10 protein-coding genes are annotated in these 14,386 nt (G+C 45.5%); 7 read left to right on the forward strand and 3 right to left on the reverse strand.

What is annotated here, in order from left to right; translation table 11 throughout:
• Window positions 1-172: 172 nt before the first annotated feature.
• Entirely contained in the window at window positions 173-1,111 is a 939-nt protein-coding gene (locus tag D0B88_RS11580; RefSeq protein ID WP_151057318.1) for a sugar kinase, read from the reverse strand.
• Window positions 1,112-1,394: 283 nt separating this feature from the next.
• Here D0B88_RS11580 and D0B88_RS11585 point away from each other — a divergent pair, with 283 nt between their 5' ends.
• Entirely contained in the window at window positions 1,395-2,231 is an 837-nt protein-coding gene (locus D0B88_RS11585; protein WP_050976984.1) for a hypothetical protein, read from the forward strand.
• Window positions 2,232-2,291: 60 nt separating this feature from the next.
• Here the strand turns inward: D0B88_RS11585 and D0B88_RS11590 are convergent, their stop codons facing one another.
• Window positions 2,292-4,427 carry an agarase gene (locus D0B88_RS11590; RefSeq protein WP_151057320.1) on the reverse strand — a complete coding sequence of 712 codons (2,136 nt, stop codon included), beginning with the start codon at window positions 4,425-4,427 and terminating at the stop codon, window positions 2,292-2,294.
• A 260-nt stretch (window positions 4,428-4,687) separates the two neighbouring features.
• Here D0B88_RS11590 and D0B88_RS11595 point away from each other — a divergent pair, with 260 nt between their 5' ends.
• From D0B88_RS11595 to D0B88_RS11620, 6 genes are all read left to right on the forward strand, one after another.
• The gene (locus D0B88_RS11595; RefSeq protein WP_007640783.1) at window positions 4,688-6,265 is read left to right on the forward strand and encodes an MFS transporter; all 1,578 of its coding nucleotides are present in this window, start codon (window positions 4,688-4,690) and stop codon (window positions 6,263-6,265) included.
• Between the two features lie 242 nt (window positions 6,266-6,507).
• Complete coding sequence (locus D0B88_RS11600) at window positions 6,508-7,647, forward strand: mandelate racemase/muconate lactonizing enzyme family protein (RefSeq protein WP_040391650.1); 1,140 nt, start codon at window positions 6,508-6,510, stop codon at window positions 7,645-7,647.
• A 13-nt stretch (window positions 7,648-7,660) separates the two neighbouring features.
• Window positions 7,661-8,680 carry a zinc-binding dehydrogenase gene (locus tag D0B88_RS11605; RefSeq protein ID WP_151057322.1) on the forward strand — a complete coding sequence of 340 codons (1,020 nt, stop codon included), beginning with the start codon at window positions 7,661-7,663 and terminating at the stop codon, window positions 8,678-8,680.
• Between the two features lie 8 nt (window positions 8,681-8,688).
• Complete coding sequence (locus D0B88_RS11610; RefSeq protein ID WP_049629444.1) at window positions 8,689-9,453, forward strand: SDR family oxidoreductase; 765 nt, start codon at window positions 8,689-8,691, stop codon at window positions 9,451-9,453.
• A 5-nt stretch (window positions 9,454-9,458) separates the two neighbouring features.
• Window positions 9,459-10,901 carry an aldehyde dehydrogenase gene (gene aldA, locus D0B88_RS11615; protein WP_151057324.1) on the forward strand — a complete coding sequence of 481 codons (1,443 nt, stop codon included), beginning with the start codon at window positions 9,459-9,461 and terminating at the stop codon, window positions 10,899-10,901.
• A gap of 172 nt (window positions 10,902-11,073) precedes the next feature.
• The gene (locus D0B88_RS11620; RefSeq protein WP_151057326.1) at window positions 11,074-11,682 is read left to right on the forward strand and encodes a GntR family transcriptional regulator; all 609 of its coding nucleotides are present in this window, start codon (window positions 11,074-11,076) and stop codon (window positions 11,680-11,682) included.
• Between the two features lie 233 nt (window positions 11,683-11,915).
• On the opposite strand, the gene D0B88_RS11625 is transcribed toward D0B88_RS11620, so the two are convergent.
• Window positions 11,916-14,228 (reverse strand): beta-galactosidase, encoded by a 2,313-nt coding sequence (locus D0B88_RS11625; protein ID WP_151057327.1) that lies wholly within the window; start codon window positions 14,226-14,228, stop codon window positions 11,916-11,918.
• Window positions 14,229-14,386 lie beyond the last annotated feature (158 nt).

Raw genomic sequence — 14,386 nt, forward strand, 5'->3', positions numbered from 1 at the left:
TGAGTTTATGCTTATGATGGAATTATTTTGTGTTGTTGTTCGCAGGTATAAGAATGAATAAATAATGCCGATTTATAATTATTTTATTTGTGATCTGCACTGTAAAAGCTCCAGTTGAACTGGAGCCTATTTACTTTTTTTGGGGACAAAAAAGGAGCAGCAATAATTAATGTTAATAATGTAATTTGCTGATGTGACGCTTGAAAAGTTCGCGATTAAGAATGGCCCCTTTGTGCTGAATCACCAGTGCAGATATTTTTGCTGCAAAACGAATGGCATTTTCGGGGTTTAGCCCGCGTGCGCGCGCCGCCAGATAGCTGCCGTTAAACGAATCACCTGCTGCAGTTGTATCTATAACCTGAGTGACAGGTTCTATAGCGACTTCCAAATGATCTTGGCCTGACTGATAAATAATAGGGGCAGGGCCATCTTTAATAATAATTTCATCAATATTATAGGCACTTAAAAATTTGCTAACCGCGATTGCGGAGTCTAGCTGATAAAGATTGGTGAAATCCTCCAAACTCGGTAAAACCAAATTGCTTGCATGAAAAGCGAGTTCGTATTGGGCTTTACAATCCTCAATGGAGCCCCATAATTTTGCGCGATAATTAGGGTCAAAAATGACTTGTGTGCCCTGTTGTTTTAATCGATGGATAAAATCCCAAAAGAGGTCGCGGCTGTCTTTTTCTAATATGGCCAAAGAAATGCCCGAAAAAAACACTTGATCGGGAGCTGTGAAAGTCGCAGCGGAAACTTGCGCCTGATGTAAATGCATGACCTGTTTTGCCGCTGAGTCATTGCGCCAATATTGAAAACTGCGCTCGCCACTGGGGGTATTGTTGATCATATAGAGCCCCAACGTTTTACTCGGGTGCTTATAGATCAAAGAGGTATCTATATCCTCTTGCTGCAGGCTGGAGATTAGTTTAGTGCTAGCGGCGTCTATCCCGACCGCACTCATAAACGATACTTGTATTGCTTCAGGGGCGCAGCGTTTTAAATATACCGCCAAACTGTGCACATCCCCCGCAAATGATTGTTGCCATAAATCTGGGCTAGCGGGGCTTAGTTCCAGCATACTTTCGCCAATAATCACAATTCGTTTCATCGCATATTCGCTTGTTTGGGGTAGGGTTAAAGGGTTGCTTTCTATTCTATAGAGCTATGCCTTTTATGTAAAATGTTGACAAATGTGGTATGAGGCATGTTGGTAGAATTACAGTATCCAAGCTATGCTTTTTCAGTTGATGAGCAATGATCTACTCTTCTCTAGGATGATATTGCTGGTTAACAGCGTATTCAGTGGGAGAAAAATTGTGTGTTTACATCTGCGCCGTATAATCGGGATTGTACTGTTGTCGGGAGTAGGGGCTTCTTGTAGCTGTTTGGGTATGCAAGTTGTCAATTATCGCATTCCCAGCACCCCTATCGATCAATACGAAAATTACACTATTGAGGTGCTGAGGCTGGCGCTCGAAAAAACTCGCGCTAGCTACGGTGACTATCAGCTCCGACCTTTGCCTGAAGGAGTTAATAGGCTTAGGGCTAAAAAAGCGCTTGCTAGTAATGAGTATTCTGATTTGGTTATTGAGGATAGTTATGATGGATCTGAAAGTGCTGATGTAAGTTATATAGAGTTTCCCATCGATTTAGGTGTTTTGAGTTATCGAGTATGTTTTGTGAATCCAGATGTGGCTCCAGTAGTGGCTGCGGCTAAAACCTTGGAGGAATTGAAGCGTTACCGTATTTTGCAGGGCATTCACTGGGCCGATACGAAAGTTCTGAATGCCAATGGATTTAAAACACTTGAGGTGTTTGCTTATAAAAGCTCCTTTCGCATGGTGGCGTCTGGTCGGGCGGATTTGTTTTGTTTGGGGGCCAGTCAAATTATGAATGAATACCTGAATAACAATACGGGCTTGCAGCTAAGTATTAATGATAGTTTCTACTTTTATTACAAATTGCCGCGCTTTTTTTTCCTTAGCTCCCGGAGCAAGGTATTAAAAAGGAGGATTGAACAGGGGTTGCTGCTTGCCTATCAGGATCAAAGCCTACAAGCACTATGGGATAAAAAATTTTTAACTAGTTTGAGGTTTATACAACTGGATAAGCGGAAAAAGTTTGCTCTCAATAATCCATTAAACAGTCATTTAAATCCAGCCTACGAACAATACTTTGCTCCGTTGCCAGAGATTACCCAGGCAATTGATACTTCCTCCAAAAAATAATCGCTAAAAATAAAAAAGCCATACTCGGGTGAGTATGGCAAACGGCACGACAAAGAATGTTTAGTGGGTAAAGTTTCGGCTGTAGTGAAATGCTCTTAATGCCGCTGAGCTTATGTGGCCGCCATCATCCGCAAAGGTCACCTCAATCTGATTGTTAGCTTTGAGGATTGAATAGGGCACAGGGATTTCAATTACACCAAAAAAGTTTTCCCGCCCTTTGCCTTGGTGGTATTGATCATAGCCGCGATAATCTTTTGGTACAGTTACTTCGGTGCCATTAATGGTCACTTTAGGCTGCAAGGATTTTCCGTGATCCCTACCTATGCCCAAGCGTAACGTAGCCTCTCCAAATGCTGCTGGAGTGATGCCGTTTATCGCAAAGTTAAGGGGACTATTGGTTTTAATTGCCTGCAAATAATTTGTTGCATATGTTTTCTGTTCAACTTTAGTTTGATCGATTACTACTGCACTTTCATAGTTCATGGTAATGATCATGGTGCCACTACCTCCAATGCTTAACGAATCTGGAAACTTGTCGCTAACCGTTTCGCTTAAGACCGGCGCGTTTTGGCTATCCAGATGTAAGTGTTTAATCGTCGCATTGGCAAAGGCAGGATTATTTAATGAATAATCATTCAGTGTGAATTCTTGCGCGTTAAATTCCAAATTGTTAATGATGAGATACACCCGCTTATTGTCGGCATAAGCATTGACGACCAGATCGGGATCGCTAGAGGTAATATCAATACGTGTTCCTTTTACGTCTGACCACAATTGATAAAACTTGATCATGTCAGTGAAAACCCATTCGTCACCAGTTTCGCCGGGTGCCTCTTTGCGTTGACGCATAAGGCGGTCATTGTAGGGTATGCCATTAACGCGGCCCCACTCGGCTTTTATCGGCAGAAACGGAATCGTTTTAGCAATATTGTTGGGGCGTTCAAGAAAACTCATCAATAGACCGTTAAATGCAATCAGGCGTAATCCGTCGCGCTGTGGGGTCCAGGGATCAGAAAACATGGAGTGAATGCTGGCGCCATATTCCGATATCACTAAGGGCTTGATCTTGCCAAATTTAATCGTGTCATATTGCTCGAGCAGATCGAGGGTTGCCTCGACGTTGCTGCCGCGACGATATTTCTCGCGATTATTGTGCGCCGGAAAGTCATAGAGATGGATTGAGTAAAAGTCCATATTGGCACCGGCCAGATCAATAAAAACTTTGTCGCGGTTTAGCCATTGTTGAAAGTCATTTTTATCGTAATCGGGAAAGGCCACTGTGTAGCCGCCAATTAAAACATCGCTATTGGTTTTGCGAATTTCTGCGGCCACCGTATTATGAAATTGAAACACCTTTTCTACTGGCACTGGTGATGCGCTAGCATCCACCAGGTCATAAAGAGGTTCATTCATCACTTCAACATAGAGTGGTTTGGGTTGGCCAAATAAATCGCCAGCGCCTTTACTAAAGTATTTTGCCAGATACTGCCCCATGTAGTGGCCAGTGGCAGTTCCAAAAGGTTCACTGGGGGTATCGGTCTGTGAGAGTGCCCAGCCTTTGCGGGTCAGTTTGCCATCTGGCCAGAAGGGGTGTTGCTGCGCCCCTATAATCATATCTGTTAGCCGGTTTTCAAACTGACGAATTTTGGCACTGTTGGCGTTGTTGCTATACACCCAGCGTGCGTCGCCACCTTTGGTTTGGGCGTGACTCTCGCTGACAAAACCCGGGCGAGCGGGGTCTTGATTGAGTTCCCCGAGTTGCCAGGTGATGCCGCCGGTATCGCGGCCGAAATACACGTCATAGCCGTCCATGACTTCGGTAATCAGGTCAGGTGAGGCGTTGGGGGCTCCCAAACTTTGGGCGTTTGAACCAAACCAGTCGGCTTCGGTGTTGGACGAGTGAATGGTGATGAATTTGCGCCGATCAAAACTGTGGATATCGCCAACAATATGTTTGATGTCTCTATTGAAACTGATTTTCGGCCTGCTGTCTGTTGAAGCGACTGAGCTGTTCGGTGTGCTCGACAGGCTAGTGCTGCTACTTGCGACTAAACTGCTAACGGAGGTGGACGATTGTGTGGGGCTGACACTGGCTTTGCTTGATGCTGGAGGAGTTGATGTTCCGCCACCGCCACCGCCACAGCCGCCCAAAATAAGGGTATAGGTTGCGATGCTAATTAGTTGAGTGAGTTTCATATCACACCTGCAATGGTTATGTTTATTTGGCCAAATGATTGGCTGCGATGCGAAGGTTAACAGTAGATTTATAATTTGTATATATTTAATTGTTAACAAAAGTGGCGCGTGTTACACTTGATTTAGAGTTTCGATTAAAGTGGTGTGTGTTCTGCAGATCTGCCCCTGATGCACCAGAGTAATTGCAGTAGGTTTGATTTTGTCGGTATTTATGGGCTGGGCGATCAGTTCAAATAATAACTATTGAGTGGTAATTAGATATGCAGAGAGCAAATAGAAACGCATTTTTCTTTTCCTTTATTGTGGCTCTAGGTGGATTTGTATTTGGCCTGGATATAGCACTGATTTCCGGCACCATTAAATACATTATTGCTGAATTTAGTTTAACGGCCTTTCAGGTGGGTGCCATTGTTGGTGGTTCTACGGGGCTTGGGTCAATTGTTGCGCTTCTTTGTGCGGGTTATTTTTGTGAGCGATTTGGGCGTAAAAATACCCTATTGTTCATTGCTGCATTGTATTTAATCTCTGCGTTGTGGTCGGCATTTGCTGTTAGTTTTGAGACGCTTTTTGCTGCGCGCTTTTTGGGTGGTTTAGCCTTTGCCTCTCTTACGCTTGCGTCAATGTACATTGGTGAGATTGCACCGCCAGACTTGCGCGGTAAGTTGGTGGGCCTGAATCAAATGAATATTGTGTTGGGGATTTTTATTGCGCAGCTATTAAATTTCTACATAGTGACAGTAATTAGCACGCAACCTGCTTGGGCAAATTGGATTGGTTTGACCGAGTTAACCAGTTGGCGTTGGATGTTGGGCTCGGAGATTTTGCCTGCGTTAATCTGGTTTTTACTGCTCTTTTTCATTCCGGAGAGCCCGCGCTGGCTGGTGATGAATGGTAAAAAGCATAAGGCGGAAGCGGTAATTGCCAAAATTGCACCTGCTGAGATTGTTGCCCAGCAGTTCAAACAAATTTGTGACAACTTAAAAGGTGCTGAGCATTCGCTGAGTGTGAGTGAGCAGCTGGGGTTGTTGTTTAAATCCAGGTTGCGTATCGCGCTATTCATTGGCGCTGGTGCGGCCATGTTGCAATCTTTGTGCGGTATGAATGCTGTTTTAGGTTATATGCCATTTATTTTTTCGCAGGTGGGCGGTGGCGATGCAAGCGCCTTTCAGCAAACCGTATGGGTTGGTGCTATAGGGTTGTTCTTTACATTTCTGGCGCTGGTGATGATTGATCGCATGGGGCGCCGTCCTATTTTGCTCTGGGGTTCGGTCTGGGCTGCTGTGAGCATGGGAGTGGTGACTTATTGTTTTGCGGGGGCGACTTATATGTTGAGCGCAGAATCCGTCGCAGCCTTCGCTGATCGGATTGATACGTCACTATTGGCCCCTATGTTTGGGGTTGAGTATGCCAGTGATCTGGAATTTAAAGGGGCATTGGTGACTCATTTAGGATCGGCAGCGCTGGGTTCACTTCAGGTTGATTTGCTGAATACGGCTGCGCATATGCAGGGTGTGCTGGTGTTTATTGGATTAATTAGTTTTGTGGCGGCATTTAACTTTTCCTTAGGCCCAGTCATGTGGATTTTGTTTTCCGAAATATTTCCTACGCGCATCAGGGGTGTTGCCATTCCTGCTTGTGCGCTGGTCTGTACACTCTTTGGTGGCGTATTGGTGCCTACATTGTTCCCGTGGCAGATAGAGGTTCAGGGTGTTGCGGTCACATTTTTGATCTATACCTGCTTTTGCGTGTTGGGTGCTATTTTTGTTCTAAAAATGGTGCCGGAAACCAAAGGGAAAAGTTTGGAGGAAATCGAGAGTCAACTTGTCGCCGTCAAATAAAACCCTGGTTATTGATCGCCGCTGTTTTTATCTCTTCTGTTTAGTCTCTTATCGCTCGCCAGATGTAGGCAAAAAGTGCCGCCATCTGGCCGTATTGGTAAGTATTACCTCGCGCTTTAGTGCTTTTCTATCGTTATTGCATTTCCGTATCCCACTTTTGAAATTATCAGACTTTTCTCCTTTACAAGTGTTTATCCTGAGTGTAGATTGTTAGCAATAAACAAATGCATCAGGATAGGTCTATGCTAAATACAATTTCTTGCGTGAGTCACAACGAACTCTCTGCAACACATATCAAAGCCGTCAAAGTTGAATACTACCAAGTGCCACTGGCCGAGGTGTTATCCGATGCAAAACACGGCGATCACACCTGCTTTGAATTGCTGGTGTGCCGCATCTATTGTCAGGATGGCACCGAAGGTGTTGGTTACACTTATACCGGCGGCAAGGGCGGACGCGCCATTTACTCACTTTTGGATGACGAACTAAAGCCAATGCTGATTGGTCGTGATGCATCGGATATTCATGCAATTTGGGAGGATTTGGGTTGGCACCTGCACTATGTGGGTCGCGGCGGTTTGGTTAGTTTTGCAATTTCTGCGGTCGATATCGCCCTGTGGGATATTCGCTGTAAGCGCTTGAATTTGCCTTTGTGGAAATTGGCTGGCGCCGCCAGTAATAAAACCCGCTGCTATGCGGGTGGAATTGATTTGAATTTCAGCGAACAAAAACTATTGAAGAATATCGATAGTTATTTGGATCGCGGTTTTAACGCGGTAAAGATCAAAGTCGGTAAAGACAATTACAAAGAAGATGTTGCGCGCGTTGCTGCGGTTCGTGAACTAATTGGTAAGCAGACCACCTTTATGGTCGATGCCAATTATTCAATGACCGTTGAAAAAGCTATTCGTTTTGGCCGGGCGATAGAGCAGTACGATATCACCTGGTTTGAAGAGCCAACCATTCCCGATGACTATGAAGGTTATGGCCGGATTGCAGACAGCATTAACATCGCTTTGGCGATGGGTGAAAATCTGCACACCATCCATGAGTTTACCTATGCCATCAGACAAGCCAAATTAGGTTTCTTGCAGCCAGATGCATCCAATATCGGTGGCATCACCGGCTGGTTAAAAGTCGCTGAGCTTGCTTACGCGCACAACTTGCCTGTTTGCAGTCACGGCATGCATGAGTTGCATGTATCGCTGATGTCTTCCCAGCCGCACGCGGGTTATCTAGAAGTTCACTCCTTTCCTATTGATGTTTACACCACGCGTCCAATTGTGATCGCCGATGGCCTTGCAATCGCTTCCGATGAGCCGGGAACCGGTGTGACATTTGATGAAAAATTATTACGTCCACATTTAATCAAACAATCCTGAGGGGATCGAAATTATGTTAGCTGCTCAATATGTTGGTAATAAAGGCTTTCAGGTTGTTGAAGGTCAAATGGTTGCTCCTGCTGCGGATGAAGTGCGTTTGCAAGTAGGGTTTGTAGGTATCTGTGGAACGGATATGCACATTTATCACGGTGTTATGGATCAGCGCGTTGCACCGCCGCAAATTATCGGCCATGAAATGTCGGGCACCATTGTTGAGATGGGAGCCAATGTAAAAGGTTTTGCCATTGGTGATCGCGTTGTTGTGCGCCCGCTCGATTATTGTGGCGAGTGTCCTGCGTGTGCTGCAGGCCACAGCCATGTGTGCCACAAATTAAAATTTATGGGTATCGATAGCCCGGGCGCTTTCCAAAATTCATGGACTGTAAAGGCGCGCACTTTGCACAAACTGCCTGAGAATATTGACTTAAAACAAGGTGCGCTTATTGAGCCACTGTCGGTAGCGGTGCACGATATTTCCCGTGCGCGTTTAACGGCTGGTGAAAAAGCGGTTGTGATTGGTGGCGGCCCCATTGGTCAGTTGGTTGCATTGGTAGCAAAAAGTGTTGGCGCTGAGGTCATGATTTCGGAAGTGAATCAGGTGCGCAATGAATTTGCCCAGAAAAATGGTATTAAAACCGTTAATCCGCTTGAGCAAGATTTAGATGCAGCTGTCAAAGAGTGGACCAACGGCAAGGGCGCAGATGTTGTGTTTGAAGTGTCTGGTGTGAAAGCGGCGATTGAAGCTATGACCAAGATTGCCTCGGTGCGCGGTCGTATTTGTATGGTGGCGATTCACTCACAAAAGCCTGAAGTGGATTTGTTCCAATTCTTCTGGAAAGAACTGGAGTTAGTGGGCGCGCGCGTTTACGAAGCGGCTGACTTTGATATGGCCATTGAATTGGTTGCATCCGGTAAAGTCAAACTGGAGCCATTCATTAGTTCGGTATCTAGCTTGAACAACATTGGCAGCGCTTTTGCGAGCATGGATAACAATCCTGCTGGTATGAAAGCCCTTGTGTCTTGCGCGGAGTAATCACGATTATGTTGGAACAATTTAGCTTAAACGGTAAAGTCGCTTTGGTCACTGGCTGCAAGCGCGGCATCGGTAAAGCAATGGCGGTGGCCTTGGCAGAAGCGGGTGCAGATATTATTGGTGTATCTGCATCACTGGAGTTGCAAGGCTCAGAGATTGAAAAAGCGGTAACGGCTACCGGAAAAAAATTCAGTGCTTATCAATGTGATTTTGGTAATCGCGACAGTCTTTATGCCTTTATTGAAAAAGTAAAAGCAGAGCATCCGGTAATTGATATTCTGGTCAATAATGCCGGTACAATTTTGCGCGCCCCTGCGGCCGAGCATAGCGATGAGTATTGGGATCAGGTGATCAATGTAAATCTGAACTCGCAATTTATTTTGAGCCGTGAAATTGGTAAAACCATGCTTGCGCGCAAAAGCGGAAAAATTATTTTCACTGCTTCATTGTTAACCTATCAGGGTGGTGTGACTGTGCCTGGCTATGCGGCAAGTAAAGGTGCTTTAGGCCAGTTGGTGATGGCGCTGTCAAATGAGTGGGCATCACAGGGTATTAATGTGAATGCAATTGCGCCTGGTTATATCTCTACCGATAATACAGAAGCTTTGCGTAATGACAAAGATCGTTCTGCGTCTATTCTTAGTCGTATTCCGCAGGGCCGCTGGGGCACACCGGAAGATTTTAAAGGGCCGGTTGTCTTTTTGGCATCAAGCGCCTCTAACTATATGAATGGCAGCACCGTGTTGGTTGACGGTGGCTGGATGGGGAGATAAGCACCATGAAAAATGATCTCAACTTTATTAATGGCCAATATGTGCCATCAAAAGCGGCTGGGCATATTGTTGTTTACAGCCCAAGCACGGGTGCTGAAATTGGCCGCATCCCCGAAGGTTGCAAAGAGGATGCACAAGATGCATTAGAGGCTGCGCAGGCAGCACAAAAGCCTTGGGCTGCCCTTACCGCGCGTGCGCGTGCAACATTGCTGCGTAAATTTGCGCAGGCTATTCGCAATGAAACTGAATTGCTGGCTACTATGTTGGTGCAAGAGCAGGGCAAGTTGCTCGATGTGGCGCGCGGTGAAGTAACTGCAACGGCCACGTTTATCGAATACGCCTGCGACAATGCACTCACGATAGAAGGCGATATTTTGCCCTCCGATAAACCCAATGAAAAAATCTACATCCACAAAGTGCCGCGCGGTGTTGTGGTGGCGATTACTGCCTGGAATTTTCCACTGGCATTGGCAGGCCGAAAAATTGGCCCTGCGTTAATAACAGGCAACACCATTGTTATTAAGCCGACTCAGGAAACTCCGTTAACTACTATGGAGTTGGGTCGTATTGCCAATGATGTTGGCATTCCTGCGGGGGTGTTAAATATCGTCAATGGTTCTGGTTCGGTGGTGGGGCAGCATTTGTGTGAAAGCCCGATCACTCGTTTAATTACCATGACCGGTAGTACGCGAGCTGGGCAAATTATTTATAAAGCCAGTGCGCAGCATTTAACCCCTGTGATGTTGGAGTTGGGCGGAAAAGCACCGTTTATTGTGATGGAAGATGCCGATTTGGAGTTGGCTGCCGAAGAGGCGCTCTGGGCCCGTTTTGCCAACTGCGGACAAGTGTGCACCTGTGCTGAGCGCTTGTATGTACATGAGAATGTGTACGATGATTTCGTTGCCAAGTTTGTGCCCAAGGTGAAGGCCTTGAAGGTGGGCGACCCAATGAATCCTGCGACGCAAATGGGCCCCAAGGTTAATCGCCGTGAAATCGAGCAAATCGATGGGTTGGTAAAACAGGGTTTGGCGCAAGGGGCTGAATTAGCCTGTGGCGGTAAACCTGCGATAGTGCCTGGTTTTGAACAGGGTAATTGGTATGAGCCAACAGTCTTGGTGAATGTGAAACAAGATAATATTTTGGTTCATGAAGAAACCTTTGGTCCTATTTTACCGATAGTGAAAATTAGCAGTATTGATGAGGCCATCGCTTACACTAATGACAGTGAGTACGGTCTTTCGGCCTATTTATTTACCCAGAGCTTGAACTACATCCATCGTTCTATCGCGGAAATGGAAGTAGGGGAGGTCTATGTCAATCGCGGTATTGGCGAGCAGCATCAAGGCTTCCATAATGGCTGGAAAATGAGCGGCGCTGGCGGTGAAGATGGCAAGTACGGTTTGGAACAATATTTGGAAAAGAAAACTGTTTATTTAAGTGAGAAATAAGTCGTTAATCTGCCGTTTTATAATGGCCGGGCTCAATGGGTAGGTGTGCTTTTTGGAAGCAAATAGTCACATCTACCCATTGTTATTTGCAGAGATTATTGTCTAATGTCTGCAAATAGCTTAGCCTTATATCACTATCCAATAAGGCTATTTGCGAAAGGTCATCCAGATCATGAAAGAAACAAAAAAAATCATTCCGGTTCGGGATCAAATTGCTGATCAAATCAGATCGGACATTATTGCGGGGGATATGCCACCCAACGCCAAATTAAATGAAGTGGCTTTGGCTGAGCGCTTTGGTGTTTCACGCGGCCCAGTTCGCGATGTATTGCTGCAACTCACCAAAGAAGGATTGCTGGTCGCCAAAAATAATTGCGGTGTTTCAGTGAATAGCGTGCTCTCACCAGAACTACAGGAGCTGATGATCGATATCCGAACCAAAATTGAGCTTCACGCGTTAAAAAGTTTGAAGGGCAAGTTGCAGGAAGCAGATTTTGCTGAAATTGATGCAATTCTGGATCGCCTACAAGATGCTTTTGATAACGAAGATTATACAGAAGTGACAAAGGCTGACATGGACTTCCATCGCTATCTGGTTATGAAAGCAGGTGGGGAAGAGCTGGTTAACTTATGGCAGCCTATTATTTTGCGTATGCGCATGAACTACAAACGAATCACCAAGCCAGTGGATTGCGTTAATGAGCATAGGGCGATTAGTGATGCATTGCGCAAAGACAATATCCGCGAAGCAACTGCTGCGCTCAAAGCGAATATTCGCTAAGGTAAAATACTGTTATTTAGCTAATTAAGTTACCAACTACCTGAGCTTAAATTGCGACCAACCTAGTACCGCGGGTGGCAATTTAAGTTCAGGTTTTTTATTGTGTAAGCGTTTGTTTAAATATTGCCGATGTTTACAGTTCATAAAAAACGCCAGACCGACAACTTGCTCAAGTTCAATGATTGAGTCAGTCGTAGGTCTGACGCTTTTATTGCCGCAATGATTTTCGGTAATTATTGTATGGGCGCTATTTTACTGCGACGTTTATAGAGTGATTTATTCACCCGCTTGGCAGCATCCACCATGGGTTGATAGGGAATATCGGTATTACTTACCCAGCCTACGTTGTAATTTTCGCCATCATATGCGCGGCCGGTGACTGGGTCATCAATATATTGGAACCAATGCGCGCCCACCATATAAGGGTTGTCGATTACGCTATTCATGTAGTTTTCATACATTTTTGCGCGGTCAGTTTGGTCGGCAGCAATCACTAATCCTGGATGATAAAAATCTGTATCCGACGTTGAGCCTATGTGGTATTCACCGATGATGGTGGGAAAATCCAAATCTTTTAAAAATTCCCAAGTGTCAGGGTGCATGCCTTCGCGATAATTATTAAAGCTCAATACATCGCTGTATTTTTTTGCAGCGGCGACCACTTCAGTCGGCATACCCCATTCGGCGGCGATTCTTACACCCATGTACATATGGTTGGGCAGGGCGCGTTTTAGTTCGCTGCTGACAATGCGGAAATAGGTTTCTGCGTAATCGGCGTAGAGCATAGAAAAATCTGCGCGAGAAGCATCATTCAACTTGTCCATAGTGATGCCAGTTGCAAAACTTGACCATGAGTCAATCTTCGTTCCCCAGGCTTGGTTAAGCGTCGCTATATCGCCGTATTTTTTAGTGAGCAATTGGGTAAATTGTTTCTTTGCAGGGCTTTCATCGGCAGTTCTGCTGAGTGCGTAATAGACAGCGCCGAAGTGAGCGCGGTCATTTTTCATCGAGCCCCAACCTTTTTCATTATCGACAAATACGCCGACACACCAGGGCGTATTTTTTACTTCGCGAGCAATTTGTTTAATAGTCAAATGCGCGCGACGTTTAAATTCCGGGTCGTAAACATCGGGTAGCGGCGACCAATAGTCTTGCCCGGAATAGATCACTTTAAAGTCGCCAATAATCCAACCGTTGGCAAAAAATGGCATGCGCTGGTTGTCGTAAAACATGGGATCAATCCAATTGCCAAATGAGGTAAAGCCCCAGTCGACCATACGATCCAGAGTCACATCGCGCCAGATTTTTATGTAGGAATTGGGTGAACTTTGGCCGTAGCGGCGTTCCAGATTGGCTTTGTAAAAGCTGTAGACTTCGCCCTGTTCGAGTACGCCTTGGTGCACTGTGCGACGGTAGCCATAGTGTTCGCCCAGCTCGTGATCGTAAGGAGGCAACCATTCAAACATTTCTCGGCGCAAAGGCGACGCGAGAAAGCGCGAATTCAAGGATTTTTTACCGACAGGAATAATATCGCGCGAGTCTTCCGGGGTTAATTCTTCCGGATCTATTTTGCGCACGCTGGCATCGTTGAAATCATAACCGGTGATGGTTTCCAAATTGGCCATACGTACATTGGCGATAGCGCTGGAAAAAAACAAATAGCCTTCCGGGTCTACCATCCACCAGCGGCCATCTACTTTTGCGGTGCGGAAATAACCTGTGCCTTCCAATTTAGGGCCTTTGCTCCAGCCACCAAAACGCGATCTGTCTTCCGGTTGTTTGGCATTGGCCAAACTGGCTAACTCGGCATCTGCCGCTGCTTTTAATTGTTTTTCTGAATGAATTTTAGTGGGGTAATTTTTTTTGGCGGCTTGACCAAATTTATCGACTATCCCTACCAGATATTCAGGATCTTGGGCTGGATTAACACGCAGCTCTAGGTTGTCCACAATTAAGGTATTGGTTTCAAATTGGGCGTAAGCTTTGAAAATAATTTTAGTCACTTTAGTGAAATCAAAATCGCGATCGCCTGAGCGCCACGCCAATTTCTCTTCGCTGGTTTGCCATGCTGGTGGAGTTTCACGCATGCCGGTTTGCGCATTGGCAACACGCCCGGTTAAGAGTGCATAAAAACGGGCAGATTGCCCCGCATTAATCACTGCGCTGCGCTCTTGTTTGCGGCCGCTTGCATCCATTAATGTCAGCCAAAATTGAAATGATTGGCTGCCTGGATTGGTAACATCCAGTGCCAGATTTAAATCACCTGCGTATTCCCAATTCCAATAACCTTGTGCGGGAGTAGGTAGCTCAATTGTGGATTCCTCGCGCGGCTCGAATACCAGTTTTAATGCCTTGCCATATTTTTTCTCTTGTCCCTCTATCAAGCTTGCCTTGACGTTATTTTCCACAGCTTTATTCAGCGAAAAACTATCAAAGTTTTCGACGCTGCCAATTGGGGAATCTTGATTGGCGGCGCAGCTGAGTGACAACCCCGCCAGAGTGCCAGCAAGTATCTGCTTGATTAAACGTAGTTGATTTTTTTTCATTTTTATCTCCTCTTTTGGGTTGGTAGTGGCTCGCGTGATCTTTCAGAGAGTTGGATTCTTCTTAGTTAATGGTGGTTATGTCAACAATTTACAATGTAAGGTTTTGTAAGTTGCACTTATTTATCGGACAACCCAAAGAACTCTTGATTATTTAAGAT

It is taken from the genome of Cellvibrio sp. KY-YJ-3, assembly GCF_008806955.1.
GTDB lineage: Bacteria > Pseudomonadota > Gammaproteobacteria > Pseudomonadales > Cellvibrionaceae > Cellvibrio.

Coding starts and splice junctions, on each gene's coding strand:
- D0B88_RS11580 (WP_151057318.1), bottom strand. CDS start 1,111: ATGAAACGAATTGTGATTATTGGCGAAAGTATGCTGGAACTAAGCCCC.
- D0B88_RS11585 (WP_050976984.1), top strand. CDS start 1,395: ATGCAAGTTGTCAATTATCGCATTCCCAGCACCCCTATCGATCAATAC.
- D0B88_RS11590 (WP_151057320.1), bottom strand. CDS start 4,427: ATGAAACTCACTCAACTAATTAGCATCGCAACCTATACCCTTATTTTG.
- D0B88_RS11595 (WP_007640783.1), top strand. CDS start 4,688: ATGCAGAGAGCAAATAGAAACGCATTTTTCTTTTCCTTTATTGTGGCT.
- D0B88_RS11600 (WP_040391650.1), top strand. CDS start 6,508: ATGCTAAATACAATTTCTTGCGTGAGTCACAACGAACTCTCTGCAACA.
- D0B88_RS11605 (WP_151057322.1), top strand. CDS start 7,661: ATGTTAGCTGCTCAATATGTTGGTAATAAAGGCTTTCAGGTTGTTGAA.
- D0B88_RS11610 (WP_049629444.1), top strand. CDS start 8,689: ATGTTGGAACAATTTAGCTTAAACGGTAAAGTCGCTTTGGTCACTGGC.
- aldA (WP_151057324.1), top strand. CDS start 9,459: ATGAAAAATGATCTCAACTTTATTAATGGCCAATATGTGCCATCAAAA.
- D0B88_RS11620 (WP_151057326.1), top strand. CDS start 11,074: ATGAAAGAAACAAAAAAAATCATTCCGGTTCGGGATCAAATTGCTGAT.
- D0B88_RS11625 (WP_151057327.1), bottom strand. CDS start 14,228: ATGAAAAAAAATCAACTACGTTTAATCAAGCAGATACTTGCTGGCACT.